This is a genomic window from Altibacter sp. HG106 (assembly GCF_028561755.1).
In the GTDB taxonomy this organism is placed as follows: domain Bacteria; phylum Bacteroidota; class Bacteroidia; order Flavobacteriales; family Flavobacteriaceae; genus DFVG01.
In genome coordinates this window covers 116002-142241 of sequence record NZ_JAQQTD010000004.1, presented here as the reverse complement: position 1 = coordinate 142241, position 26240 = coordinate 116002, and the positions used below count along the sequence as shown (strand labels likewise).

Genomic DNA, 26240 nt, shown 5'->3' with positions numbered 1-26240 from the left:
AAAAAGCCGTTCTCCGCCATAGGACGGCTTTTTTATGGAATGCTAGGGTGCTGCAGTTCCTTCCAAATCGTGTCGCGCACCTGGTCTTTTAAGGCTCTTTTATCTTCCATTTGCAAACCTTGCGTGGCTACTGTTTTGTGCACTACAGCGCGCATACGGCCAGGACCTCCCTTAAAAAAGCTATAGGGAAAACGCCTTTTATTATCGTGGAAGGTCATGGGCACAATAGGGATTTGATGTTCAATGGCCAACCGAAACGCTCCATCCTTAAAGGTGTCGAGCACCACCAACTCATCGTCGGGCACGCCTCCTTCCGGAAAAATACACACGCTGAGTCCGCGTTGCAATCGCTTTTGTGATTCTAGAAATACGTTATGCCTACTCCGAGCGTTCCCCCGATCTACAAGAATGCAGGTGCGCTTATAGAAGAATCCGAATAAGGGAATTTTGGCCAACTCGGCCTTGCCCACAAAGACAAAAGGATTGTTGGTTACGTGGAGCATTAGCATGATGTCGGTCATGGAGGTATGATTGGCGACGTATAGCACACTGCGCCCTTTGGCCATTTCTTCGGAACGTTTCACCTTCGGAATAAATCCCATTCCAAATAAGATGATGCGCGCCCAAATACGGGCCACACGGAAGAAAAGGGGATACCAGGAAGCTTTCAGTATACTAATGATTAATACCGGAAACAATAGTAAGATCGACAGCATCACCAGGAGGTAATACCAAATTCGGTAACCGATGATAAAGAGATTCTTCAGTGCTCGTTTCACGCCCCAAAATTACTATTTTGAATTTTACCGATACATTAAAAAAAGTACCTTTGCGTACATCTGAATGAAAATCCTATCATGGCAAGAATTTTAACCGGTATACAGAGCACAGGAACGCCCCACTTAGGTAATATTTTAGGCGCTATTTTGCCAGCCATCGAAATGGCAAACGATCCTAGTAATGAGTCGTTTTTGTTTATCGCCGATATGCATTCGCTTACCCAAATTAAAGAAGGGGACACCCTTCGGAATAATACCTATAGCACGGCAGCCGCTTGGCTATCGTTTGGATTGGATATTGAAAAAACTGTTTTTTACCGTCAAAGTGATGTGCCACAGGTCACCGAGCTGTCGTGGTATCTAAGCTGCTTTTTTCCGTACCAAAGACTTACGTTGGCTCATTCCTTCAAAGATAAGGCCGATCGTCTCTCGGATGTGAACGCCGGATTATTCACCTACCCTATGCTCATGGCTGCGGATATTTTATTGTATGATGCCGAAGTGGTACCCGTAGGCAAAGACCAGCTACAGCATTTAGAAATGACGCGCGACGTGGCAGAACGGATCCACGCAAAACTAGGGCAAGACATTTTTGTGTTGCCTGAAGCAAAAGTGCAGGAACACACACAGTTGATTCCCGGAACCGATGGAGCCAAGATGAGCAAGAGTAAGGATAATCTTATCAATATTTTTCTTCCGGAAAAACAACTCAGGAAACAGGTAATGAGCATACAAACCGACAGCACACCGCTTGAGGCACCCAAAGATCCAGACAGCTGTAATGTTTTTGCCTTATATCAACTGTTGGCCGATGGGGATGCGGTAACAACTATGCGCGCCAACTATACCGCAGGTGGATATGGGTATGGACACGCCAAACAGGCGCTGTACGAATTACTGCTTTCGCGATTTGAAACCGCTCGTGAGAAGTATCACTACTATATGGAAAACCTCCATGCTATTGATGACGCCCTCGAACAAGGCGCTGTTAAAGCGCGTTCCATAGCAGCATCGGTCTTGGCACGCACACGGACTCCACTGGGGTATTAGCAGGCCTCATAGCATTTCCCGGGGAGCGGACGCACCTTCCCTTTTAATTCGAGCTGCAGTAGCAGCGTGGCCGTTTTGGAGGTAGCCACCTTACACCCTAACGCAATCTCATCCAGCGGCAAGCGTCCAGAGGCTGACAAAAAAGAATAAATAGTTTCTTCATCTGCCGTTAACGACACAAAAAGTGAGGTTTGATGTTGCTTTGGCGCCGTGCGTTGTACATCCCATTGCAGAACATAAGGCACATCGGCTGGCTGTGTGAGCATGTGGGCATATTGCCGCTTAATTAATTGATGGCAACCAACGCTTTGAGAATCGTTCACCCGACCCGGAACGGCAAACAGCTCGCGGCCGTAAGAATGCGCAATATCGGCCGTTACCAAACTCCCTCCCTTTTCAGCAGATTCAATTACGATAGTAGCTTCGCTAATGCCTGCGATGATTCTGTTTCTTCTAAGAAAATTGGTGCGCTCGAAGGGAGCGTCGCTCCAGAATTCGGTAAGAAACCCTCCGTTTTCACACAAGGGGGTTACATATTTCTGATGCGGTTTGGGGTACCATTGTTCAAATCCGTGTGCTAAACAGGCTACCGTTTGCAACCCGGCATCCATCGCAGCGCGATGTGCGATAATGTCGATCCCATAGGCGAACCCCGAGACAATAATGGGTTGCAGCGGACTCAACGCTTCGATGAGATGCTGGCAAAATTCTTTACCGTGCTGGGTTGCTTGTCGGGTGCCAACAATACTAAGGATACGACTGGTGTTCCATTGTATGGTACCTTTAGAAAAAAGGAGTAGCGGTCCGTCGGGACAGTGCCGTAAATTTTCAGGATACTCGGAATCAAGAAAATAAAACGCTTGAATTCTGTTACGCTGTAGGTACTTGATTTCCCGCTCGGCAGCGTGCAATAGCTTTGAGCTTTGCAGGCCCTTCAATCGATGGGGGCCTATTCCTTCAATCTTTAACAACGCTTCTCTTTTGCTCTTAAAGATGGCTTCGGAAGAGCCAAACGTACGGAGTAATTTTTTGGCGGAAGTATCGCCAAGATTAGGAACCCTTTGCAACGCAAGCGCATACAACAGTTCAGATTCAGAAAGCATACGGACAAAATGCTGTAGGGGAGTTTTCAAAAATAATCAATTTTAGGTTGTTAATAATTATCTTCAGAAGCCTCCTGAGAACTCTAAAAAAAAAATTATGTTTGCTTTATGCAGTTGGCGACCTACATAAAAGATCTGCTTTACCGATATGAATGTGTGATTATCCCAGGCTTTGGAGCCTTCATCGCACAACACAAATCGGCACATTGGGATGCCAGCAATCACACCTTTTTTCCCCCATCCAAGACGCTATCATTTAATAGACAATTGCAAACCAATGACGGTTTATTAGCGCATTATGTGGCTTCGGTAGAATCGATCTCGTATGAAGTAGCGTTGTCACAAATCCGATCATTAACCGGGACGCTATCGCTTCAACTTTCCGAAGGTGAAACGGTTCTCTTGGAGGGCATCGGAAGCTTCACCATGAGTGCGGAGCGAACCCTACAATTTGACCCCGATCGACAACAAAATTTCAACACAGCCGCTTTCGGTCTATCTTCGGTAGTCGCTTCAGAAGTTCAACGAACCGAAGTGGAGGCCTCGTCCCAACGGGCTACCGTTCATAACTTGGCTTCGGAAACTTCCTCCTCTAAAACGCCCTATCTCAAATACGCCGCAGTGGGTCTCGTCGCCCTCATGTTAAGTGGTTGGGGAGGCATGAAGTGGTATGAGAAAGACGTTCAAGAACACAATTTTGCCGAAAAACAACGGGCCGACTCCTTACTCAATAACGATATTCAAGAAGCGACCTTCCTCGTAACACCATCGCTCCCTGCCTTGAATGTTACGGTTCGAAAAAACACGGGTAAATATCACATCATTGCCGGCGCCTTTCGTATTGAAGCTAATGCTGCTAAGAAAGTTCAGCAATTGGTGGACCAAGGGTTTTCCGCACGCCAAATTGGGCGTAATCGGTACGGACTTCATCAAGTGGTTTACGCTAGCTATGAAAATCGCCTGGAGGCACTTCAATCCCTTCGGAATATTAAAAATTCTCAGAACAAAGATGCCTGGCTTTTGGTGCAGAATCTTTCGAAATAGTTCTACTGATTCCTGCATAATCACACTATAGAATTGGGTATCTTTGCCAGAAATTTCATGTCATGGAACCAAAAACGGCACAGGAATCACGCACAGTCATTACAGACCTTGTACTTCCAAGTGAAACAAACCCGATAGGTAATATGTTTGGAGGCGAATTGCTCGCGCGAATGGACCGCGCAGCCAGTATTGCTGCCCGACGTCATAGTAGAAGGATTGTGGTCACCGCTTCTGTAAATCACGTAGCCTTTAATAAAATGATTCCGCTGGGAAGTGTCGTAACGGTGGAAGCACAGGTTTCGCGCGCCTTTAAAAGCTCTATGGAAGTATATATGGATGTTTGGATCGAGGATCGTGAAAGCGGTTTGCGTAGTAAGGCGAACGAAGCCATTTACACCTTTGTTGCGGTGGACGAAATGGGAAGCCCTGTGCCCGTACCCGAACTACTCCCAGAAACAAAAATCGAGCAGGAGCGTTACGATGCTGCCTTGCGAAGACGACAATTAAGTTTGGTATTGGCCGGCAAAATGAAGCCTGAAGAAGCCAGTGAATTAAAAGCGTTGTTTTCTTAAGATTTGAAGCTCCTAGCGCTGCTCGAGCATTTTAACGATATTTCCTGCCGTTTTTCTAAAGCATCACTTATATTTGAGAGTATTTAGAAAATTTTAACCTTTTTCATAAACTTTCTTTTCTCATGAAAAAAATTACCCTTTTGTGGGTGCTATCGTTAGTAATGACATTTGCTTTCGGTCAAAACCCCTACACCATTACATTTCAGGATGAAACCATTGTGATGCCTGAAAATATTGAAACCTTCAACTGGAGCCAAATGCCTCAGGAAGCAAAAGTGAACGGTGGATACGTAGGATGGGTGCAATTCTATGAAACGCCTACGCAAACCATTCAGAATGAATTTAAAGCGCTCAATTTGAAATTGATCGAATACATTCCGCACCGTACTTATCTATTCTTCTTCCCTTCCAGTACTTCCGTAGCTTATTTAAAAGATCAAGGTGTACGAAGTATTGTGCCGGTAGAAGCCCGTTTTAAAATCGCGGCACCCCTACGTACAGGTGCAATTCAGGATCACGCCTGGGAAAATGGTAATGTTATTGTTACCCTACAGCATTACGATTTCGTGTCGAAGCAAGCAGTACTAAACGCTTTATCGTCTTTACAGGTACAGGTGAGAAGTCAGTATAACGACTCCAACATTATCGACGCTGCCTTACCGGTAGAAAAAGTTACTGAACTGGCAAAACTGCCTTATATCAAGTGGGTAGAAACCATAGTTGGCCCAGACATCAAAGAAGATACGCGTGGAAAATCACTACACCGCTCAAGTAGTCTGGATACGCAAACCACTGCAGGTAGAAATTATACCGGTGTGGGAGTAGGGGTCTTAGTTCGCGATGATGGTATTGTTGGACCTCATATCGATTTTGAAGGAAGAATCACCAATCTTACTACCGATGCTTCAGGTACCCATGGCGACGGTGTCGCTGGAATCCTGGCCGGTGCCGGAAATTTAGACCCAAATAACCGTGGTATGGCCGCAGGAACAGATGTTTTTATCGTGAACTATGTTTCTAATTTCCTCGACGGAAATACCACAACCTTGATAAACAATGGCGATGTTCAAATTACCAATTCGTCCTACGGAAACGGTTGTAATGATGGGTACACTTCTATTGCGAGAACGGTAGATACACAAATCCATGACAATACTTCCGTAATGCACGTATTTTCTTGTGGTAATTCTAATGGTAATAACTGTGGTTACGGTGCCGGTTCCCAATGGGGAAATATTACGGGAGGCCACAAGCAAGGTAAAAACTGTATTGCCACCGCAAATGTATTTTTTGATGGTTCCTTAGTGAGTTCCAGTAGCCGTGGACCTGCCACCGATGGACGCATCAAGCCAGACATTGCCGCAAATGGGCAAAATCAAATTTCAACCGCTCCAAATAACGGATATTTATCTTTTGGAGGTACATCGGGAGCATCGCCCGGTATTGCAGGAGTATCTGCACAATTGTACCAAATGTACGAAGAGATTAACGGTACATTGCCTCCTTCTGGACTCATCAAAGCGGCCCTCTTGAATACTGCCAACGACTACGGAAACGTTGGACCTGATTTCAAATTTGGATGGGGGATCGTAAACGGGCTTCGCGCCGGAAAACTCATTGAAGACAATCGTTTTTTAACAGACGACATCACACAAGGTACTTCTAACACACATACCATTACCGTCCCTTCAGGAACAGTGCAAATGCGTGTTATGGTGTACTGGACAGACGAGCCAGGCTCTCCGGGGGCCAATCCGGCCTTGGTCAACGACCTTGATATGTTAGTAACCGACCCAAGCAGCAATGAATATCGGCCTTGGATCTTAGATTCTACACCCGACCCAAGTGCGTTAGACCTCCCTGCTACCAACGGTATAGACCGACTAAACAATATGGAGCAGGTATTAATTAATGCTCCGGAAGCCGGTGACTACGATATCCAAATTACTGGATTCAATGTTCCTGTTGGTCCGCAAGAGTACTTTGTGGTATATGAAATTATCAACGAGAACCTTACGGTAACCTATCCTAATGGCGGTGAAAAACTAATTAAAAGTCAGACTGCCACCATTCACTGGGATGCGATCAATACTACCGAATCTTTCACGGTAGAATATTCAACCGATAACGGAAGTTCCTGGAATTTAATTGGAACTGCTCCTAGTGATGCTACCAATATTGAGTGGAACCTACCGATTAGCCTATCCAACACTACGGGATTAGTGCGTGTTAGCAGTGGTTCCTTCGAAGACGTTAGTGATGCATCCTTCTCTGTCGCTCCCCTAACCAGTGGATTGAGCGTCTATGGACGTTGTCCTGAAGCTGTTGGGTTTGAATGGACACCCGTAGGAGGTGCTGAAAGTTATGACGTTTATATTCTTGGAGACAGCTATATGGAGTTAGTTGGCAACAGTACCACCAACCAACTCATTGTACCGCTTGGAGATTCCAGTGAGCCATTCTGGTATGCCATTGCCGCACGTAATGATACAGAGGGTTGGGTTGGTCAACGTACCAATGCTATCCAATATCCGGGGGGCGAATTTGATTGCGCGCTACTTTCTACAGAAGAGTTTAGTGCAGATCAAATCGCGGTATACCCTAATCCCGCATCACAGGAAGTGTTTGTTCAAATGCTGAACGCGGGTTCTGGAGACCTTCAAATTTCACTTCGAAATAGTGTGGGACAACAATTGGATACATTCCACGGAAGCGGTGCCACGACGGTCATTCCGGTAGAAAAGTATCCTACGGGACTTTATTTCTTGACAATTACTTCAGGAGAGAGAACCATTACCAAAAAGCTATTGGTGCACTAAGTAAGTTTTCAGTGTGAAAAAAAAGCCCTTCCGGTTTGGAAGGGCTTTTTTTACATCTTATAAATCCAATCCGCCGGATTCATTCGTGTGCTATTTTGATACACTAAGAATTTGAGGATTGTCTTGCTGCTCAACGGGTTTGTGAAAATGGTGCCTATTTCTTGTTTGGTGGTTACCTTCTGACCCTTGGTAACCGAAACAGAGGCCAGATTGTTGTAGATGGTTATGTAACTACCGTGCCGAATGTACACCGCTTTATTCGCTCCCTTTAATTGTTGAATCTGAAAAACCTCTCCGTCGAAGACGGCACGTGCCTTTGTCCCGCTTTCTGTAGCAATCTCTACCCCACTGCTAAAGGTGGTGACATTCGGCAATTGTGGATGCTGTTTGTTTCCGTAAGCACGTACAACGACGCCTTTTTCTACTGGCCACGGCAAACTCCCTTTATTACTGGTAAAATTTGCCGCTAACGCTTTGGCTTCTGCCGTGAGCGCGAACACTTCCGCCTTTTCTCTGGGATTGGCCGAAGCCTCGTTCCCTGAGGCCTTGTTGGAAGCCGCAATGGCCGCACGAATAATGGCTTCAATCTCACGATCTAGGCGGTCTGCCTCCTGTTGCTTAGATCGAATCTGAGCCGCAAATTTTCCTTCGTCCTGTTTTAAGGAGGCGATCAAGGATTGTTGTTGGGCTTTCTCTTGCGCCAATTGTTTCTGTGTTTCCCTGTTGGCAGCCACCAACTGATCTTTATCTTTTTTCTGCTGAATGAGTTGTTTGTTGAGTTCTTGGACTTCTTCGGTTTTCTTCTGAATGTTCTCGCCCTGCTCCTTTCGGTGTTTTGTGTATTGCTTCATGTATTGCAATCGCTTGTAGGCTTGCAGAAAACTTTCCGAAGACAATAAGAACATGATCCTGCTTTGCTGCGACTTACTTTTATAGGAACGCTGGATCATTCCTGCGTAATCTTCCTTAAGTACCTCGAGTTCTTCTCGTAAGGAAGCAACCTTCTCTATATTATCATTAATCTCCCGACTCAATAAGTTGGCTTGTCGGTTGGTGATTCGAATTAGATTTTCGGTGGCCGATATGCGCTGATCGAGGTCTTCTACTTCCGATAACACCGATTTTTTTTCACCCCGCGTTTTGAATAGGAGGGAATTGATTTGACGGATCTCTTCCAATACAGCCTGCCGTTGGGCTTCCAGTTCTTGCTGTTTCTTAGACTGCGACCAACTGCTTTGTACCAGCAGACAGAATAGCAATAAGATGAATGTTCGAGACAACTGCATTACAACTTGATTTCTTCGTATCCTTCAGGAATGTCGAAAGGAAAGCTCACATTCGCGTCAAGATCTATTTTCCTATATGTAACATCGATGCTGGTTTTGGTATTGTTTTCCGAAGCTAAAATTTTTATGGCCGAAGGAAAGTGTTGGGATGAAACCAACTGGTAGTCTTCATAGCGCACATCTAGAAGTCGGTTGTCGTTAGGCTGCGATAGCGTTTCTCCACTAACTCGAAAATGATTTGGATCGATCAAAAGGGAGTAAATAAAGTTTTGTTCTTGACGCTTCGGTTGCAAGCGATACAAGTTCTGAAGTCCGCTTACCTCATAGGCCGTGTCGTTGAGATCGAATAGGGACTGTCCCAATAGGATGGCTTGTGCTCTTTCGAAATCAATTTCAGCTCCCAGCCATTCACTCAACAGGCTAAAGTCTCCATCAAAATAGGTATCGCCCACCGTTTCATAATAGCTCACGCGTGACGGAGTGATATACACTTTAGCAAGCGTAATGCCTAATAAGGAAGCTTTTACCCAAATTTGCTTGTCTTTCTCCATACGAAGGCTTACGGTCATACTTTGCAGTTTCTTTTCGTCTTCGTACACCACCTGCACACGGGCCGCCAAGGTGTTAAACTGAGGGGCTGTTTGTTGGTGTTTTGAGATGATCTCTTTGGACGATAAATTAGGTAGGGCTCCGAGCGTTTTTTTAGTGCCGCCGCAGGAAGTGACGACAAGGGTACTTAAGACCAGTAAAAGCGATAAAATTCGGTGTGTCATTGACTCGTTTTTAATTGCTGTGCTTTTTGTTTGTAGGTATCGGCTTCCTTGGTGTTGCCTTGCAACTGATGCGCTTTTGATAGTTGCAGGTAGAAATCACGTTCCATATCGGGATCGTCTAACAGGAAGTCCAGTCCCATTTCGAGCTGCTCTATGGCAGTTGCAGCATCGGTTTGTCCGATAGCGGCCACCCCTCGCAATAAATACAATAAGGGTTGCGCCGGGTACAAGGCCAACCCTTCGTCGCTAAGCTGAGCCGCTTCTTCATAAGCCTCGCCATTGATCTGCAGTAAAATTGTATTTTTTAATAGCGTATAGTTATCGGGTTCCTTTTCTAAGCCTTTCTGAAAGAACAGTAGGGCTTTTTTGGATTGTTTTTTAGAAAGAAAAAATTGCCCTAATTGTTCGTAAATAGCTCCAGATGCCTGCTCACTGAAGGCGGCTACGACTTCCGTAAGCTGAGGTTCGAAAGAGGGATGGGCATCCACATACTGAATGAAATCTCCCAGAACCTTATATTTTTCTTCATTTTCAATGGCTTCGGAAGCAAACACAATCTCCATGGATCGCAGTGCTTCTTCTGTCTGATTTTTATCTAAATAGAATTTATAGAGCGCCAGATGCGCCACTTCCGCTTTCGGATTGATCTCAATAAGTTTTTTAGCCGTTTCAAAAGCCTTTTCCGTATTTCCTTCCTTACTGTACAGAAAAATCAAATTGAGGTATTCCTGCTCATTTTCAGGGTTGTCATTAAGCTTGTCCTGGACGTTCGAAATGGCTCCCTCGGTATCTCCGGTAGCCTGATAAATTCTTCTTCGAAGCGTGTCTCTATCGGAATCAGGGCCCCAGGCGTCATCTAATTCGTCCAACAACGTCAGAGCGGCTTCAAATTGCTGAGTGGCCACGTACAAATTGGCCAGATCTGCTTTGTAATCTTCGTCAAATACAATGAGTTTTTTGACCAGCGGGATGGCGGCGTTGTAGTCGCGTTGTAAAAAGTATACATCGTAGAGGGCTTCCAGGACGTCCAGATGCGTCCCTTTTTGGACAAGCACCTCCTTATAGCTTTGCTCGGCATCTTCAAGTTGGTTGAGCGCCTGATAATTCTTTCCGCGTTCAAAGGAAACTATACTCAGTTGCTCTGGATCGCCCTTTGCGGCACGCGCTGCCTTGTCAAGAGCGTCTAATGCCAAGTCGTAATTTTCAATGCCTTTTTGCTTTAACGCTTCAAAGAAGTTTTCTTGAAACGCATCAGAAACATTTCCAAGATCATCGGTTACAGGTTCCTCCTGGGCGAGCGCAACGGCCATTCCCAAAACGAAAAAAAACATTCCTATGATCTTACTTTTTTGCATGTGGTTTCGCTTTCGGCACTCCTTAAACGAGTTTTGAATAATCCCCAATACTCACATTGGTAAAGTCTCCATGAAAGGTAGCGTAATTTCCAATCATGGCATTCGCCAGGGTCGCTTTTTTAAGGGTTGCCTCCTGTTGAATGATACTATTACTAACGTGACTATCCTCAATAATAGTGCCTTTTCCTATAGAAACGTGGGGGCCAATAGTACTGTTCTTCAACACCACACCCGCGGCAATACAGCAAGGAGGTATAATGGTACTGTTTTCTAAGGTGATTTCTTCGGAAACATATGCTTTTCCATCTTCTTGCAGGAAGTCGAGCATTTTCCGATTGGTTTCAACGGTAACCTCTTTGTTTCCGCAGTCCATCCATTCATCTACCGTTCCGGTTCTGAAGACTTTCCCCGAAGCCATCATGCGTTTGATGCCATCATTAATCTGGTACTCCCCTCCGTGAATAATATCGTGGTCAAGCACGTACTGAAGCTCTTGCTTGAGAACACCAATATCTTTAAAGTAGTAGATTCCGATGACCGCCTGATCACTAACGAAGGTTTCGGGCTTTTCTACTAATTCAACAATTTCATCTTGATCGTTCAACTTGACCACTCCATACGCCGAAGGATTTTCAACTTTTTTAGTCCAAATCACACTATCGGCATCCTTATCCAGGTTAAAATCTGCTCGAATAAGGGTGTCGGCATAGGCAACGACAGCCGGTCCAGACAGCGAGGCTTCGGCACACATAATGGCGTGCCCCGTACCCTTCGGGTCTAGCTGTCGGTATATGCTTGCTTTAGCGCCCAGGCTTTTTGCAAGTGCCTTCAGATCAGCTTCAACGTCGGCTCCAAAAAAGGCAGGATCTCCCAGAATAAACGCGACCTCTTCAACTGGGTCGTTCAGAATACCTGCAATATCTTCTACTAAACGGTGCACGATCGGTTTTCCCGCCACGGGAATAAGTGGTTTGGGGACGGTTAAGGTATGGGGGCGCAGGCGGGATCCTCGTCCGGCCATTGGGACAATAATTTTCATAATTACATAGTCGTTAGGTTGTTCATATATATGTTATGAGGTTCCAGTGCTTCCAAAGCCTCCGGCGCCTCGCTGGGTCTCTGAAAGCTGTTCTACTTCCTCCCATTGCGCGCGTTCGTGTTTGGCGATTACCAATTGGGCGATACGTTCGCCATTCTCAATAGTGAACGGCTCGTTGGAAAGATTTACAAGAATAACCCCAATTTCTCCACGATAATCTGCATCAATCGTTCCTGGGGCGTTCAATACAGTAATCCCTTTCTTAGCTGCGAGACCGCTTCTGGGCCTCACCTGTGCTTCGTAGCCTATCGGTAATTCAATAAATAGTCCGGTTTTCACAATAGCGCGTTGTAGCGGTTGTAAGGTAGACGGTTCCGGAACGTTCGCGCGAAGATCCATTCCGGCAGAGGCTAGCGTTTCATAGGAAGGCAGTGGATGTTCGGAAGTATTGACAATCTTGATTTTCATCGTTGTAACATTCGTTGTAAAGGGTTCTTTTCGAAATAAAATACGATGCACAAAAATACCAATAATAACACAGAGCTGATCAGGAAATTCCCTTCAAAACGGTAAAAGGAAAGCATTCCAAAGGCAATTGACAAGAAAACGTAGCCCGCCATTTTCTTAATGTTGTACGGAACAGCGTAATATTTTTGACCAAAAAGGAACGATAAGACCATCATTGTTCCGTAGGCAGCCAAGGTCGCCCAGGCAGAGCCAAAATAGCCAATAAGTGGAATCAGTAGTATGTTCAAACCGAGTGTTAACGCGGCTCCCGCAAGCGAAATCCAAGCCCCGTATCGGGTTCTGTCGGTTACTTTATACCACACAGAAAAATTGTGATAGATCCCCAGGCAGAGATTCGCCAAGAGAATTAACGGTACGATTTCTAGGGCGACCCAAAAGGCCGGGTCGGGAATGAGAAGGCGCTTGAACAGGTCGATAAACACCATCACGAACAAGAATATCACACTTCCAAAGATGGTGAAGTATTGGGTAATGGTCGCATAGGTTTGTTTAGCGTTCTTGCTGGCGGCATGATTAAAGAAGAACGGTTCTATCCCTAGTCGAAAAGCCGTGGCAAACAAGGTCATAAAAACCCCTAGCTTGTAGCAGGCGGCATACACGCCTACCACTTCATTGGCGGTGTCCTTCGGAAGCATATAGCGCAACAAAATTTTATCGAAAGCTTCGTTAATGGAAAAAGCAATGCCCGCCACCAAGACGGGTAAGGCGTATTTCATCATTTCCTTCCAAATACTTCGGTTGAAACCAAACCCAATTTTGACATACAACGGAAGAAGCACCAGTAGTGTCAGTCCGCTCGCAATCGCATTGGAAACAAAAACATAGGTTACCTGATGTTCTGTGAGATAGATGGACGCCCAAAGCGAGTTGGTATTCATCTTTGCCAGGTCTGGAAGTGCCAAAAAGAAAAACAGATTAAGTCCGAGATTCACCGCAACGTTGGCAATCTTGATGATTGCATATTTTTTGGGTTGTTCATTGGCGCGAAACCAGACAAATGGAAGTACTACCAAGGCGTCTAAGCCTAAAATCCCAAGGGCATAGGCGATGTATTCCTTTCGGAAATCCAATAGTGATGCCAACGCATCTACGTTGAGCAGGCCCATTCCCACAAAAAGCAAGGTCGTTACAGTAAGCGAGACCAAGGCCGTTGCCTGTACTTCGCTGCGCTGATTAGGGTGTTTGTTGATAAAGCGAAAGAAAGCGGTCTCCATTCCGTAGGATAACAACACATTCCCCAGCACCAAAAACGCCATGAGCGCTGCGTATATTCCATATTGTTCGGTTCCCAACACAGAAACGTATAGCGGCACCAGAACGATGCCCAGGGCCCTGGGAAGCACGGTGGCTAGCCCGTAAATAAAGGTTTGTTGAAATAATTTTTTGAAGACCCCCAAGAACTATAGTTTTAAAGATTCCGTTCGTTTATTGATCTTCTGTCGGCGGAGTGGAAGGATAGGAAATCATTGGCGCTATCCGTATGGATATTACTTCAAAGTATTTTGTAACCCCGTTTTGTTGAAATTCAATCACTGCAACACCATCCTTAATGTCAAGCGTAGACCGCACGGGAGGGGTATTTGCCGCTTCGACCTCAGGATCGCTGCTCATTTGTACATCTCCTCGCCCTTCCTTGATAAAATATCCCGCGAAATCCCCATTATCTGAAACCTTCTTTGCGGCGGTAACCAAGCCGTTATAATGGAATTTTTGCAGCCTTATGTCTTCGGAAAGGGTAGCGAACGAAACAAATAAATTGGTTCCCGATCCTCCTTCGGGAATCCCTGCCGTCCAATCTTGGACATACGCATCAGAAATCGAAAACTCAGGATTTGTTACAAAGGGTTCTGATTCAGAATTAGTTGTTGCGCCGCAATTGGAGGCGCTCCATAAGAGGATGCAAGCTCCAACAGAAATCAAAAGGGATCGCCACATAGTATCGCTATTTTATGAAGTGAAGATACATAAATTAATAGTGAATCCGGTAGCTTCAGAATAGCAACTATGCGACATAAAAAAGCCCCCAAATACTTGGAGGCTTATACATTTTGAATGGTCTTTCTTATCCCGCCAGGGCTTCAGCACCTCCTACGATCTCTAAGATCTCTCCGGTAATGGCTGCCTGACGTGCTTTGTTGTACTCGAGGGTTAAATCGGCTTTCAACTCAGAAGCATTATCGGTTGCTTTATGCATGGCCGTCATACGTGCTCCATGCTCACTGGCAACACTATCTCGAATGGCTTTAAACAATTGCGTTTTTAAGCTCTTCGGAATTAGCTCCTCTACAATTTCCGCCTTATTTGGTTCAAAAATATAATCGGGTGTCGCAGCCTGCGCTTCTTCTGCGTCTACCGCCGCCGGCATAATAGGTAAGAACTGCTCGTTCATCACTACCTGCGTCGCAGCATTCTTAAACTTGTTGTATAACAGCACAACCTTATCGTATTCACCTGTTGAAAATTTTTCCATCAACATATCGGCAATATTGGCGACCACATCAAAAGTAAGATCATCAAAAAGATCGTTGTTGTTATGAACTACTTTTCCTGATTTCTTTAGGATGTCGTTTCCTTTTTTACCTAAGGTCACAAAATCCACCGAGGCTCCGGCGAAATCCTCTGAAGCCGTTCTTTTGGCTTCTTTCACAATATTGCTATTAAAAGCACCTGCCAAGCCACGATTAGAAGTAATTGCTACCACGAGCACCTTCTTTACCTCCCGTTGATCCGCATAGGCGCTACCGCTATCGGCATCCAGCGTGGCGCTAAGATTTTGAAGCAATTCGGTCAATTTATCGGCATAAGGACGCATGGCCGTAATGGCATCCTGCGCTTTTTTCAACTTAGCAGCCGACACCATTTTCATGGCGCTGGTGATCTGCATGGTTGACCCTACCGAGGTAATCCTACTTCGTATTTCTTTTAAGTTTGCCATAGTATTCGGTACTTAAAAGCTTTGGCACTGCATATAATACAATGCCAAAGTGCTTTTTAGTTATATTTTGCTGAAACGTCTTTCGCTACTGCTACCAATGTATCGGTAACTTCATCCGTAAGTTTTCCTGCTTTCAACGTATCGAGCACATCTCTATGCTTGGCGTTCAACAACTCTAAGTAGTCACGCTCAAATTCTTTTACTTTATCAACAGGTACATTACGCAACAAGTTCTTAGAACCTGCATAGATAATGGCTACCTGATCCTCTACCGTAAACGGATCGTTTTGGGCTTGCTTAAGAATCTCTACGTTTCGCTTCCCTTTCTCGATCACGTTCATGGTCGCCGCATCAAGGTCGGAACCAAACTTTGCAAACGCTTCCAATTCACGGAACTGCGCCTGGTCAAGCTTTAACGTACCCGCTACTTTTTTCATCGACTTGATCTGGGCCGAACCTCCTACACGAGATACTGAGATCCCTACGTTAATCGCAGGACGTACACCCGAGTTGAATAAATCCGACTCCAAGAATATCTGTCCGTCTGTAATCGAAATTACGTTGGTTGGAATATAGGCCGAAACGTCTCCTGCTTGAGTTTCAATAATTGGCAAGGCAGTCAAAGAACCTCCCCCTTTCACCACTCCTTTAAGTGATTCCGGAAGGTCATTCATGTTTTTAGCGATATCGTCGTCAGCAATTACCTTCGCCGAACGCTCTAACAAACGAGAGTGAAGATAGAATACGTCTCCAGGATACGCTTCACGTCCCGGTGGGCGACGTAACAATAACGATACTTCACGATAGGCAACCGCTTGCTTAGAAAGATCATCATAAACGATCAAGGCAGGACGACCTGTATCGCGGAAGTACTCTCCAATCGCGGCTCCGGCGAACGGCGCATAAACCTGCATTGGGGCAGGATCGGATGCGTTGGCAGCAACTATGGTTGTATACGCCAAGGCTCCAGCATCTTCCAATACCTTCGCGATATTTGCAACCGTAGACGCTTTCTGTCCCACCGCTACATAGATACAATATACTGGTTCTCCGGCATCGTAAAATTCTTTTTGGTTCAAGATGGTATCAATACACACGGTAGACTTCCCTGTTTGACGGTCACCAATAACCAACTCCCGTTGTCCTCTTCCCACGGGAATCATGGCGTCAATCGACTTAATACCTGTTTGAAGCGGTTCGTTTACCGGCTGACGGTAGATTACTCCTGGCGCTTTACGCTCCAAGGGCATTTCGTAGGTCTTTCCTTCAATAGGACCTTTTCCATCAATCGGCTGACCAAGGGTGTTCACCACACGTCCTACAATCCCTTCTCCAACTTTAATAGAAGCGATTCGCTGGGTACGTTTTACCGTAGCGCCTTCAGTAATTTCTTTGGAGGGACCTAACAATACTACCCCTACGTTATCTTCTTCGAGGTTAAGTACAATTCCTTCCATTCCGTTTTCGAAGGCAACCAATTCACCATACTGGGCGTTTGAAAGTCCGTATACACGGGCAATACCATCACCAACGGTAAGTACAGTTCCTACTTCAGTTAAGGAGGCCGTAGCTTCCAATCCGGAAAGTTGTTCCTTTAAAATTGCTGAAACTTCAGCGGGTTTTACTTCTGCCATCTTATTTCAATTTATACCTTTTTACAAAGGTTTTCAGTAAGAAGTTATAGCTTCTTACAATTACATTATGATATAAATTCTCTTTTAATTGTATTCAATTTGTTTGCAATGCTCGCATTGTACTGAAGGTCTCCTACCCGAAGGATGAAGCCTCCAATAATGGACTCGTCAATAGTGTTTTCAAGCGTCACCTGATCGCTTCCTGTCATTTCCTTTACTTTCGACAGCACCTTGGTTTCCATTTCTTCGGAAAGAGGGATTGCTGTGGTCACCTCAGCAACTTTCACGCCTTGAGACTCATTGTACAAGGAGATGTAGCTTTGCGCTACTTTCCCTAAGAGATCAGTCCGTTGATTTTTTGCCAACAGCTCGATCAATTGCTTGCTGGTGTCATTTTGAGCCTTAAAAATCGCAAGCAAGACTTCTTTCTTATCTTCTGCTTTGATCACTGGGCTTCGTAACACATTTCTAAGCTCACGGCTGTTTTCCAAAGTTCCAACGATAGACTGCATATCTCCAAAGACCAAGTTCTCTTGTTGTGATTCTTGGGCCTTCTGGAGGACAGCTTTGGCGTAACGTATGGCGGCTCTACTCATAGGATTAGTTTAAGGTAGCGTCATTCAACATGTTGTCAACCAATTTCAATTGCTTGTCTTTGGAGTCCAACTCTTTTTCTACTACTTTTTCTGCGATTGCTACGGAAAGCTCTGCCACTTGTTTTTTGATGTCGGCTACAGCCGCCTTCTTTTCGCTTTCAATAGCGGTTTGCGCCTGCTTGATCATCTTATTGGCTTCTTCCTGTGCTTCTCCTTTGGCATCTGCGATCATCTTCGCTTTGATCTCGCGTGCTTCTTTCAACATACTGTCACGCTCGTTCCGAGCTTCCTGCAACAGCTTCTCATTATCGGCTTGGAGATTTTCCATCTCACGACGCGCGTCTTCCGCAGAAGCCAAGGCATTCTTTATGCCCTCTTCACGATCATTAACCGCTTTCAGGATGGGCTTCCATGCAAACTTCCGAAGCAAGAAAAGCAACAACAAGAACAAAATGATCTGCCAGATAAATAGGCCAAATGAAAAGTCGTTTACTAATTTTTCCATGTCTTATGATTTCGGTGCTGCGCACCTATCTACAAACTTGTGTTTAACTTTTAAGAAGCATGTCCCTGTAACCAACCGTTACAGCGACATGCTTGTGTTGGAGGTTATCCCGCAAAAATTGCGGCAAAACCAATACCTTCAATAAGCGCCGCTGCAATAAGCATCGCTGTTTGAATCTTACCATAGGCTTCAGGCTGACGAGCAATAGCTTCCATTGCTTTTCCACCGATCATACCGATACCGATACCAGCACCGATTACGGCTAAACCTGCACCAATAATAGTTGGGATTTCCATAAAAATATATTTAAAAATTAAACATTCAAATTCTTATAAATGCTGTATTTCTCCGTCGTGCTCTTCAGCATGGTCATGGGTCTCGCTAGCAAATCCAAAATACAACGCGGCTAACATCGTAAAGATGTACGCCTGTAATAATGCCACCAACACTTCAATAAGTGAGATCGCGAAAGAAAGGCCGAACGATAAAGGTCCGCCGATCCAGCTTTTAAAAATAAAAATCAATCCTATCAAGCTCATCAATACTACGTGACCCGCCGTCATGTTTGCGTACAAACGAATAAGCAGCGCAAAAGGCTTGATAAACATTCCTAAAATTTCAATAGGAACAAGGATGATATAAATAAAGATCTTACCGATCCAAGGCATTCCGTCGCCTAATGGATCGAAAATGTGTTTCCAGTAATCTTTGGTTCCGGTAAAGTTCGTTAGCAAGAACACCAATACCGCTAAGGCCGTAGTCACCGCAATGTTTCCGGTAACGTTTACTCCAAGGGGGGTCAACCCAAACATGTTCAAGAACCAAATAAAGAAAAAGGTAGTAAGTAGAAACGGCATGTAGCGCTTATACTTCTGCTCGCCGATGTTTGCGATCGCAATATCGTCGCGAATGTAGATCACGATAGGCTCAAAAAAGCGACCAATACCACGTGCGATACCTTCATTTTTTTGATAGCTTTTCGCCAATCCTCTGAAGAGTAAAATCAAAAGAATTCCCGTCACCAGCATCATCACCACACTTTTCGTAATGGAGAGGTCTAACGGCCGTACATTCGTAGGGTGATCTCCATGATCGGCATCGTAGGTCAAGGTACCTTCCGCGTCCGTTTTGTAAATTTTGCTGTGGTAAAGTCGGTAGTAATTTCCGTTCGATTCCACCACTTCTTCTCCGTGATGAAATGCTGAAGACATAAAGAATTGAATGCCATCATCCCATAAGATTACCGGCAATGGAAATCCTACATGGTGCGTTTCTCCGTCTTCTCCGGTGTATGCATATAAATTAAAATCATGAGAATCTTGTAAGTGATGATCAATGTATTCTTTGATCTCTGCCTTGGTATCTTCTTTGCTATTTCCTTCTTGAGAAGGGGCTCCTGCAAATGTGTTAGAAACAGACAAAGCAAGAAGCAATAGTGCGAATAATCCTTTCATTCCTTTTTTTTGCATACCGAGTATAATGATAGTGCCCTTAAAAATCGGTGCAAAAATACGGTTATTCCTTAGAAACAAAAAACAAATTTTATTGTTTTTTTTGGGGGGATTGGGCGCTTTCAGAAGACTGATTATTAAGCTGTTTTGCGAGATAGTAAACTTCTAGGATCAAACACGTTCCATACGGCACGAAAAAAGCCGTAAACTCGGAGGTTTCCATCACCTCATCAGCTTGATATTTCGGATAGAAAACCAAGAAGAACAACAGAAATTTAAGTCCGCTTCCCAACATAAAAATAAACCCGGCATAGGAGGCTTTGGAGCCAAGGGTTCGTTGAATGATTAAAAAAATCAGGGCGGCCAACGCGTAGTTCACTACATAACTTAGTACAATTTCGTCTGAAAACAGCGGGAAATCCATTGCGTACAGTATGGCTAGATGCAATCCAAAAACGACTAATAAAACTGCCGCCATCAACCCTAAAAAACGTACGCTGCTTTCCATTTACGAATTGAGCTTGGTTGTTTGTTTGACAACAAGAAATAAGGAAATGCCTACTCCAACGAGCGTACAAATGATTAAAAAAAGCTTGCCTCCGGCGTTGTAGGATGCGTCCAACCATTTGCCTAGCTGAACAAAGAGATAGATGATGACGCCCATTTCAATGGCTATGGCCGAAAGTACCGCCCAACGTTTTAATCCGTTGTTGCCTTTGGGTGCCATTATTTTAGGGGTTCGGCCGACTTCTTCAAGCGTTGTTGCCGGTCGTATGGGTGATTCCCCTTAGCAGCTTCTTTCTCAATCGCTTCAGTGTTGCTGGATGCATCAGACTTTGAGCCTTTCATCCTGCAAGTAGCGTTAAATGTAGCGCCTGGCTCTACGGCCAATTTACCAACCACAACCTCGCCTTTGATAGTTGCAGTAGCCTTCAGGGAGAGGGTTCCCGAAACATCCAAATTACCGTCAAAAGCGCCTTCAATGTCGGCATCCTTGCAGGTGAGCGTTCCGGTAATTTTTCCACTTTTTCCTAAAACTACCTTCGAGGGCGTGCTAATATTGCCTTCGATGGATCCGTCGATTCTGAAGAACCCTTGCGATTGTACATCGCCTTTTAAATGAGTTCCTTCATTAATTCTGTTTTGACCTGATGTGGGTTCCATAGTGTTTTTGTCTTTTTTATCTGAAAACATGCTTCTTATTTTTGGGGATTCGTTTCCTTTTCTAAAGTCGAGTCACTATTTAGGTAGTCGTTAAGATTTTTGTGTATTTGAACAATTTTATAATTGGCCGACGCGATTTGAAAATGTGCGTCCTTGATTTTAAATGTTTTATTCTCTGAAAAGCCATCCGCTACATTGCGGGCGCCTCCTTTAGTGTTTAAGCCGTGCAACACCACGAATACGGTTTCTGGAGTGTAATAATCTACCGAAACATTCATGTTGTAATAGTTGTATTGCGCGACCGCTTCTTTAAGCTTGGTGGCCAATGCTTCTGCCTTTTCTCGCTCTTCTACAGGAAACGGATATACGGTTTTCCATTTTGTAGCGGCTTCCTCGGGTACAAACTCACTGCTCTCTAGGGTTGGCAGCACATTAGTGTAAATGTCCTGCGCTTCTTTTCCAGCTTCTGAATTGGGGTAGGTAAGCGCCACGTAATTTAGCCCTTCCTTATACGCTTTGAACCCCTTTTGTCGCGCAAGCGCGGTCGCTTTTAACAATTCGAACTTCGGCACAATAGCATCCCCGTTAAAACGTGTAATATAGTCGTCACTTTTGTCGATTACCTCTTGATACTGTTGCGCTTCAAACTCTTTGTACAGTTCGGTGTAGCGGTACTCCGGACTCGATTCGTCGGTAGACAATAAGGTTTCGGGATTCAACAAAATTTCCGCGTAGCGCGAATCTGGGTGATTCGCGATGATGTCGTTTTTGTATTTTTCCGCCAGCGCTTCATTCTCCAATTCTACATAGATCTTGTACAAATTATACTTGGACGGAAGTACCAAACGCTCTTCAGGATTGTAGCTCAATAAGGTTTCTAGTCGGTCTGCTGCCAATTGATTTTCTTTGAACTTAACCTGATAGATGGAGCCTAGTTGGTAATACGCAAAATCGCGATCTTTGGTAAGACTGTCGATTACTTTTTGATCGGTTGGAATTTGATCGATATAAAACTGTGGATCGAAAAGCTCTTGCTGCGTCGCCACTTCTATCTTTTCGGCCTCTACCACATCGCCCTTAACATCAGCCGCCTTGCTGCTTAAACGCCACCAGTCTTCATTTTCTCGCGACCCCCAGCGCGTTTTAAATTCCTGCTTTCCGTAAGCGACCGTTGTGGAGCTGTAGAAATAAAAGGTTCCATTGTTTGGGCCTCCTTTGGAAGAAGACTTCTGAAAAAATTCCTTATTGGCAATTTCAGCCTCCTTTTTGGCCTGTGCCAAAGAATCTTCAATCGCCTTCGCGCGCAATTTGTTTGTATACTCTGTAAAATATGCCAGCTGTTCGGCTTCGCTCATGGCTGCGAACTTCAAGATCGAGTCATTAAGCGTAGCGATATCTTCGTATTTAATAACATCATCGAGGTTCTCGCGCTTTTTAGTAATGCGACGCCAACGACGGGTATTTTCTTCTAAGAACGTTAAGGTGCTGTCGTAATAAGCGCCCGCAGCTTTATACTCGGCCGCGTCAAAATTCATTTCCGCCAGTGTGCTGTAGTTTACCGATTGAAGAATGCGATCCTCATTGAATTTTTGAATCGACATATTGTAATAGATCTTGGCAGAATCAGTATCGGCAGTATTGCGATAGTACTCGCCCATTTGATTGTAGATTCGATCCAGGAACGGTCTGTTTTCGCGGTTTTCCTCTAACTCACGAAGCAATTCTAAAAATGCCATTTGGTCGCCCGCATCGTAATCAAAATTTCGTGCCTTTTCGATATAGGCATTGATCATATAAATCCTGGGGGATTTCCGATTCAATTCGATGACTTCATCAAACGCGATGTTAGCACTGTCCTTAAAGCCGAGGCGGTTGTACAGTTGTCCCTTGATAAACGCATAGCGTCCCTTGAGTTCATTGTTCTTAACGGTTTCCGAAGCGACCTTCATATAGGGCAAAGCAGCTTCCAGGGTGTCTAAGTTTATGTACGCCTGTGCTACAATGGCATTGACATCGGCAAAATCATCTTCTTCCATTTCAATATCGCCATCTTCCACCTCTTCCAGGGCTTCCAATAAATTCTCTAGCGCCACCTCCTCATTATTGAGGCGAATATTCGACTTGGCCTTCCAGACCTTCGCCTGGGTAATGTTATTGCTCGTAGGATATCGGTTGAGGATGAAGTTAAACGCGTCCAGGGCAGGCACAAAGCGCTTTTCATAGTAGCGCGCTTTCCCTAGCATCATATACGCTTCGTCGATCTGTGGATTGTGCTCTTTTCCGTCCACATAAATACTGTGCTTCTGAATGGCCTTTGCTGCCTTTTCCTCGGCCCGATCGAAATTAGGGTCCTCATTGTTTTGATTTCCCGGCTTCCCTCTTCGCAGGATCTCTTCCTGCTTGAACCGTTCAATTGGAAGAATTTCCCAATAATTATCACGGTACGACAAGGCGCGTTGTTCCATACCGTCATCCAAAGCATTCTGGCCGTTATAGAGGGTATTGTACTCTGCCGTCACCGCATGATAGTTTCTCGTCAGAAACGTGCTCCGCTTTCGAGAGCAGCCTACCAGGAGGAGTGCAGCGAGCAAAAGAAGGGTAAATTGATGTAAGCCTTTCAACATAGAATAGTTTATGATACTGTAACTTAAAAGCTTCTTATTTAGTATGTGAACCCATCAAAGGGAGTGTAAAAATACGGTTCTTTTTGAGATAGGGAAGGGATCGCTTCGGAATTTTAAAGGATTGGGGCGCGTTGCCCGCTTTAAATTTTTGAAAATTTTAGCGTCCCGATGGCGCTCAATGGTGTTTCGGTTCTTATTTTTGCGGAAACTTGCGAAATGAACCGTTTTCATTCTCTTACACTTTCTGAAGTAACCAAAGAAACTCCAAATGCTGTGTGTCTTACCTTCAAGATTCCAGACGCTTTGCGGCATGCGTTTCAGTTTGAGGCCGGGCAATATATAACCATTAAACATCGCACGGCAGACGGCACTGAATTACGCCGCGCTTATTCCATTTGCTCTACCCCAGACAGTGAGGTGCTTCGTGTGGGTGTGAAAAAGGTTACCGACGGGTCTTTTTCCATTTTTGCGAATACGAAGTTAAAAGCGGGAGACACCCTGGAGGTGATGCCACCGGAAGGAACGTTTACCTTGGACGCTAAAAATGCTGAAGGCAATATTGCCGCCTTTGCCGCCGGAAGTGGGATCACGCCTATCTTATCGATAGTTACTACGGCACTTGAAGCCTCTGAGGCGACGAAAGTGTTGTTGGTCTACGGAAATCAGACCTTTCAGGAGGCTATGTTTGCAGACGAATTGCATACGCTTCAGGAGCGATTCCCAGAACGATTTCATTTGCACTATGTGCTTAGTAGAATGCAAGACGATGATGCGCTCTTCGGAAGAATTGATCGTTCTAGAGTGAATTATTTTCTGAAGAACAAGTATGAGGATTTCGACTTCTCCACCTATTATCTCTGCGGTCCCGAACCCATGATCGATGAGGTATCTTCTACTCTGAAGGAACACGGAGTGAACGAGAAGTTTATTCGGTTTGAACTTTTTACCACTTCAGAAGAAGGGGCCCTCACCGAAACACATGATGGCTCCACACAGGTAACCCTTACCCTGGATGATGTAACAGAGACCTTCCGTATGGAACAGGAGAATTCGGTACTACAGGCGGCGATTGACGCAGGGATGGATCCACCTTACAGTTGTCAGGGAGGGATTTGCAGCACTTGTATAGCCCGCATCACCGAAGGAAAGGTAGAAATGCGAAAAAATCAAATTCTCACCGATGACGAGCTTGCGGAAGGGTATATTCTAACCTGCCAGTCGCACCCCACCACACCAACCATCACGGTGGATTATGATGACATATAACGCATAGGAATCTAAGCGAGTTCCGCAATTTTTTGAACCACTAATTCAACAGCAATACTTTCCATGACGTTTTCGTAGCCCCGGGGAACTTTATTGCCATACACCGAGGTGGGTATTCGTGGGTATTTTTTCCGATTGGATACCAATTGATGGGCATTGGGCTGCCCAAAGGGTCGAAAGCCCAGATACGGATGCGTAACGCCCCACAAGGTAAGCACCGGAACTCCGTATAGGGCCGCAAGGTGTCCATTTCCACTATCCATGGAAACCATCAGATCGAGATTTGAGATCAGCTTCAACTCTTCTGAAAACAGAAGTCTCCCGGCCATGTTGGTGGTGTTTGAATAGCGCTCCGCCCAAGCCTTTAATTTTTTTTCTTCTGCTGCGCCTCCCCCAAACAAAAAGAGCTGGTATTGATCCCTTTCCGATAGAGTAGCGATTACAGCTTCCATCTGCGCTTCCGGATACATTTTTCCACGATGTGCAGCAAAGGGTGCGATCCCAATACATTTTTTGGTGTGAATTCCTATTAATTCGTGCAGTTCTGGCGTTAGGGCTTTTGGCTTCGGAAGTTTCACCTCGTTCAAGTCAACCGGCAATCCGAGGTTTCCAAAGACCTCCGCATATCGCTGGTGCATGGAGGTGAGCGGTTTAATTGGCTTGCCATTCGCTTCCAACATCGCGCGTTTTTCTGCGCGCCCCTTCTCTATTCTTGAAACACGAATCCCTTGAAGTTGTAGCGTTCCGCTTACTACTTTGGAGCGGAGTACATTGTGCAAATCGGCAACGGCATCGATCTGGAGCGATTTTGCTTCCGAAGCCAATGTTATGAGTCCGCGTACTCCTTTATGGGCACCCTTCACATCTGCCGCCAGAAAACTGGCACCTGGGATTTCATCGATCAGTGGAGCAAAGAATTTCTTAGAAACTACGGTAATGGATAGCTTGGGATACGTAGCAGCCAATGCCCGAAATACTGGAATGGTCATGGCAACATCGCCCAATGCCGATAATCGAATACATAAGACGTGCGTAGGAGCTTCCATGCGATTCAATACGTTGCAATTATTTGGTATTTCGCAGCACCGGATTTAGTTCGTCATCATTGTACATTTTCATCTGTTTATAGACTTTCATGTACTTTCTGCCATGCGCGATATCGTCTAACAATTGATTGATAGCGGCACTCAGATCAACGCGTTGTTCCAACAAGACATCCAATTTAGCTTTGCACGCCATCTGATGTTCTTGAGAAGCATCGGCGCGTGTAGCCTCTTCATTCATATGGTAAATTTTCAGCGCTAGAATAGACAAGCGGTCGATGCCCCAGGCCGGACTCTCGGTATTGATGGTCGCACCATCCTGAACTTCTACACCTTCAAATTTTTGGAGAAAGTAACTGTCTATGTATTCTACCGTATCAGTGCGATCTTGATTGGATGCATCGATCTTTCGTTTGAGCACCAAGGCATCTTCAGGGTTGATCTGAGGGTCTCGAATAATATCTTCGTAATGCCATTGTACCGTATCGATCCAACATTTTCGATACAACAAATGCTCGATCAGCGCATCGTTCTTATCGTAGGGGTTTTCAAAGGGTTGATCTACCGCATCTTTGATATGATAGGTAGTAATGACTTCTTGAAAAATAGCATTGGCTTTGTCGCTGAACATAGGGTTCTCTTTTGGCTGTATAAAAGACAGGAATTATTGTGCT

At 45.0% G+C, this 26240-nt stretch carries 26 protein-coding genes; 5 read left to right on the top strand and 21 right to left on the bottom strand.

The features are described from left to right. Window positions 1-32: 32 nt before the first annotated feature. On the bottom strand, window positions 33-779 hold the full coding sequence (locus tag PO830_RS07960) for a lysophospholipid acyltransferase family protein (RefSeq protein WP_272853016.1): 747 nt from the start codon (window positions 777-779) through the stop codon (window positions 33-35). 78 nt (window positions 780-857) lie between these two features. Between PO830_RS07960 and trpS the strand changes: the two genes are divergently transcribed. Beyond that, window positions 858-1829 carry a tryptophan--tRNA ligase gene (trpS, locus tag PO830_RS07955; protein WP_272853015.1) on the top strand — a complete coding sequence of 324 codons (972 nt, stop codon included), beginning with the start codon at window positions 858-860 and terminating at the stop codon, window positions 1827-1829. Here trpS and dprA read toward each other — a convergent pair. Further along, entirely contained in the window at window positions 1826-2962 is a 1137-nt protein-coding gene (dprA, locus tag PO830_RS07950; protein WP_336375867.1) for a DNA-processing protein DprA, read from the bottom strand. The genes trpS and dprA overlap by 4 nt on opposite strands. Before the next feature lie 78 nt (window positions 2963-3040). Here dprA and PO830_RS07945 point away from each other — a divergent pair, with 78 nt between their 5' ends. From PO830_RS07945 to PO830_RS07935, 3 genes are all read left to right on the top strand, one after another. After that, the gene (locus tag PO830_RS07945) at window positions 3041-3976 is read left to right on the top strand and encodes an SPOR domain-containing protein (RefSeq protein WP_272853014.1); all 936 of its coding nucleotides are present in this window, start codon (window positions 3041-3043) and stop codon (window positions 3974-3976) included. Window positions 3977-4038: 62 nt separating this feature from the next. Continuing rightward, complete coding sequence (locus PO830_RS07940; protein WP_272853013.1) at window positions 4039-4548, top strand: acyl-CoA thioesterase; 510 nt, start codon at window positions 4039-4041, stop codon at window positions 4546-4548. Between the two features lie 122 nt (window positions 4549-4670). Beyond that, window positions 4671-7367, top strand: a complete 2697-nt coding sequence (locus PO830_RS07935) for a S8 family serine peptidase (protein ID WP_272853012.1) — start codon at window positions 4671-4673, stop codon at window positions 7365-7367. A 50-nt stretch (window positions 7368-7417) separates the two neighbouring features. Here the strand turns inward: PO830_RS07935 and PO830_RS07930 are convergent, their stop codons facing one another. The 17 genes from PO830_RS07930 to porW all read right to left on the bottom strand — a co-directional run bounded on the left by PO830_RS07930 (window position 7418) and on the right by porW (window position 23257). Beyond that, window positions 7418-8653: a murein hydrolase activator EnvC family protein gene (locus PO830_RS07930; RefSeq protein ID WP_272853011.1), complete on the bottom strand. Its 1236-nt coding sequence runs from the start codon at window positions 8651-8653 to the stop codon at window positions 7418-7420. Next, window positions 8653-9426 carry a DUF4292 domain-containing protein gene (locus tag PO830_RS07925; RefSeq protein WP_272853010.1) on the bottom strand — a complete coding sequence of 258 codons (774 nt, stop codon included), beginning with the start codon at window positions 9424-9426 and terminating at the stop codon, window positions 8653-8655. The genes PO830_RS07930 and PO830_RS07925 overlap by 1 nt, the downstream gene beginning before the upstream one ends. Continuing rightward, window positions 9423-10781: a tetratricopeptide repeat protein gene (locus PO830_RS07920; protein WP_272853009.1), complete on the bottom strand. Its 1359-nt coding sequence runs from the start codon at window positions 10779-10781 to the stop codon at window positions 9423-9425. Before PO830_RS07920 ends, PO830_RS07925 begins: the two co-directional genes overlap by 4 nt. A gap of 22 nt (window positions 10782-10803) precedes the next feature. After that, entirely contained in the window at window positions 10804-11820 is a 1017-nt protein-coding gene (locus PO830_RS07915) for a sugar nucleotidyltransferase (protein ID WP_272853008.1), read from the bottom strand. A gap of 33 nt (window positions 11821-11853) precedes the next feature. After that, the gene (dut, locus tag PO830_RS07910; protein ID WP_272853007.1) at window positions 11854-12288 is read right to left on the bottom strand and encodes a dUTP diphosphatase; all 435 of its coding nucleotides are present in this window, start codon (window positions 12286-12288) and stop codon (window positions 11854-11856) included. Continuing rightward, a complete protein-coding gene (locus PO830_RS07905) occupies window positions 12285-13745 on the bottom strand; it encodes an oligosaccharide flippase family protein (protein ID WP_272853006.1) in 1461 nt (486 codons plus the stop codon). The genes dut and PO830_RS07905 overlap by 4 nt, the downstream gene beginning before the upstream one ends. Window positions 13746-13773: 28 nt before the next feature. After that, window positions 13774-14283 carry a hypothetical protein gene (locus PO830_RS07900; protein ID WP_272853005.1) on the bottom strand — a complete coding sequence of 170 codons (510 nt, stop codon included), beginning with the start codon at window positions 14281-14283 and terminating at the stop codon, window positions 13774-13776. Between the two features lie 127 nt (window positions 14284-14410). Beyond that, the gene (gene atpG / locus PO830_RS07895; protein ID WP_272853004.1) at window positions 14411-15283 is read right to left on the bottom strand and encodes an ATP synthase F1 subunit gamma; all 873 of its coding nucleotides are present in this window, start codon (window positions 15281-15283) and stop codon (window positions 14411-14413) included. A gap of 56 nt (window positions 15284-15339) precedes the next feature. Beyond that, window positions 15340-16917 (bottom strand): F0F1 ATP synthase subunit alpha, encoded by a 1578-nt coding sequence (gene atpA, locus PO830_RS07890; protein WP_272853003.1) that lies wholly within the window; start codon window positions 16915-16917, stop codon window positions 15340-15342. A 65-nt stretch (window positions 16918-16982) separates the two neighbouring features. Then, window positions 16983-17513: an ATP synthase F1 subunit delta gene (atpH, locus tag PO830_RS07885; RefSeq protein ID WP_272853002.1), complete on the bottom strand. Its 531-nt coding sequence runs from the start codon at window positions 17511-17513 to the stop codon at window positions 16983-16985. Window positions 17514-17517: 4 nt separating this feature from the next. Beyond that, a complete protein-coding gene (locus tag PO830_RS07880) occupies window positions 17518-18018 on the bottom strand; it encodes a F0F1 ATP synthase subunit B (RefSeq protein ID WP_272853001.1) in 501 nt (166 codons plus the stop codon). Between the two features lie 104 nt (window positions 18019-18122). Then, entirely contained in the window at window positions 18123-18314 is a 192-nt protein-coding gene (gene atpE, locus PO830_RS07875; RefSeq protein WP_203295023.1) for an ATP synthase F0 subunit C, read from the bottom strand. A gap of 33 nt (window positions 18315-18347) precedes the next feature. Then, window positions 18348-19472 carry a F0F1 ATP synthase subunit A gene (gene atpB / locus PO830_RS07870; protein ID WP_272853000.1) on the bottom strand — a complete coding sequence of 375 codons (1125 nt, stop codon included), beginning with the start codon at window positions 19470-19472 and terminating at the stop codon, window positions 18348-18350. Between the two features lie 88 nt (window positions 19473-19560). Next, window positions 19561-19977 (bottom strand): hypothetical protein, encoded by a 417-nt coding sequence (locus PO830_RS07865; protein WP_272852999.1) that lies wholly within the window; start codon window positions 19975-19977, stop codon window positions 19561-19563. Continuing rightward, on the bottom strand, window positions 19978-20196 hold the full coding sequence (locus PO830_RS07860; RefSeq protein ID WP_272852998.1) for an AtpZ/AtpI family protein: 219 nt from the start codon (window positions 20194-20196) through the stop codon (window positions 19978-19980). Continuing rightward, complete coding sequence (locus PO830_RS07855) at window positions 20196-20633, bottom strand: bactofilin family protein (protein WP_336375866.1); 438 nt, start codon at window positions 20631-20633, stop codon at window positions 20196-20198. Before PO830_RS07855 ends, PO830_RS07860 begins: the two co-directional genes overlap by 1 nt. 35 nt (window positions 20634-20668) lie before the next feature. Then, window positions 20669-23257, bottom strand: coding sequence for a type IX secretion system periplasmic lipoprotein PorW/SprE (porW, locus tag PO830_RS07850; protein WP_272852996.1), 2589 nt, complete (start codon window positions 23255-23257; stop codon window positions 20669-20671). Between the two features lie 216 nt (window positions 23258-23473). Here porW and PO830_RS07845 point away from each other — a divergent pair, with 216 nt between their 5' ends. Further along, on the top strand, window positions 23474-24523 hold the full coding sequence (locus tag PO830_RS07845; protein ID WP_272852995.1) for a ferredoxin--NADP reductase: 1050 nt from the start codon (window positions 23474-23476) through the stop codon (window positions 24521-24523). 11 nt (window positions 24524-24534) lie between these two features. Here the strand turns inward: PO830_RS07845 and PO830_RS07840 are convergent, their stop codons facing one another. Together PO830_RS07840 and PO830_RS07835 are read right to left on the bottom strand one after the other, a co-directional pair. Then, a complete protein-coding gene (locus tag PO830_RS07840) occupies window positions 24535-25569 on the bottom strand; it encodes a glycosyltransferase family 9 protein (protein WP_272853257.1) in 1035 nt (344 codons plus the stop codon). 19 nt (window positions 25570-25588) lie between these two features. Then, on the bottom strand, window positions 25589-26197 hold the full coding sequence (locus PO830_RS07835) for a DUF4254 domain-containing protein (protein WP_272852994.1): 609 nt from the start codon (window positions 26195-26197) through the stop codon (window positions 25589-25591). Between the last annotated feature and the right edge of the window lie 43 nt (window positions 26198-26240).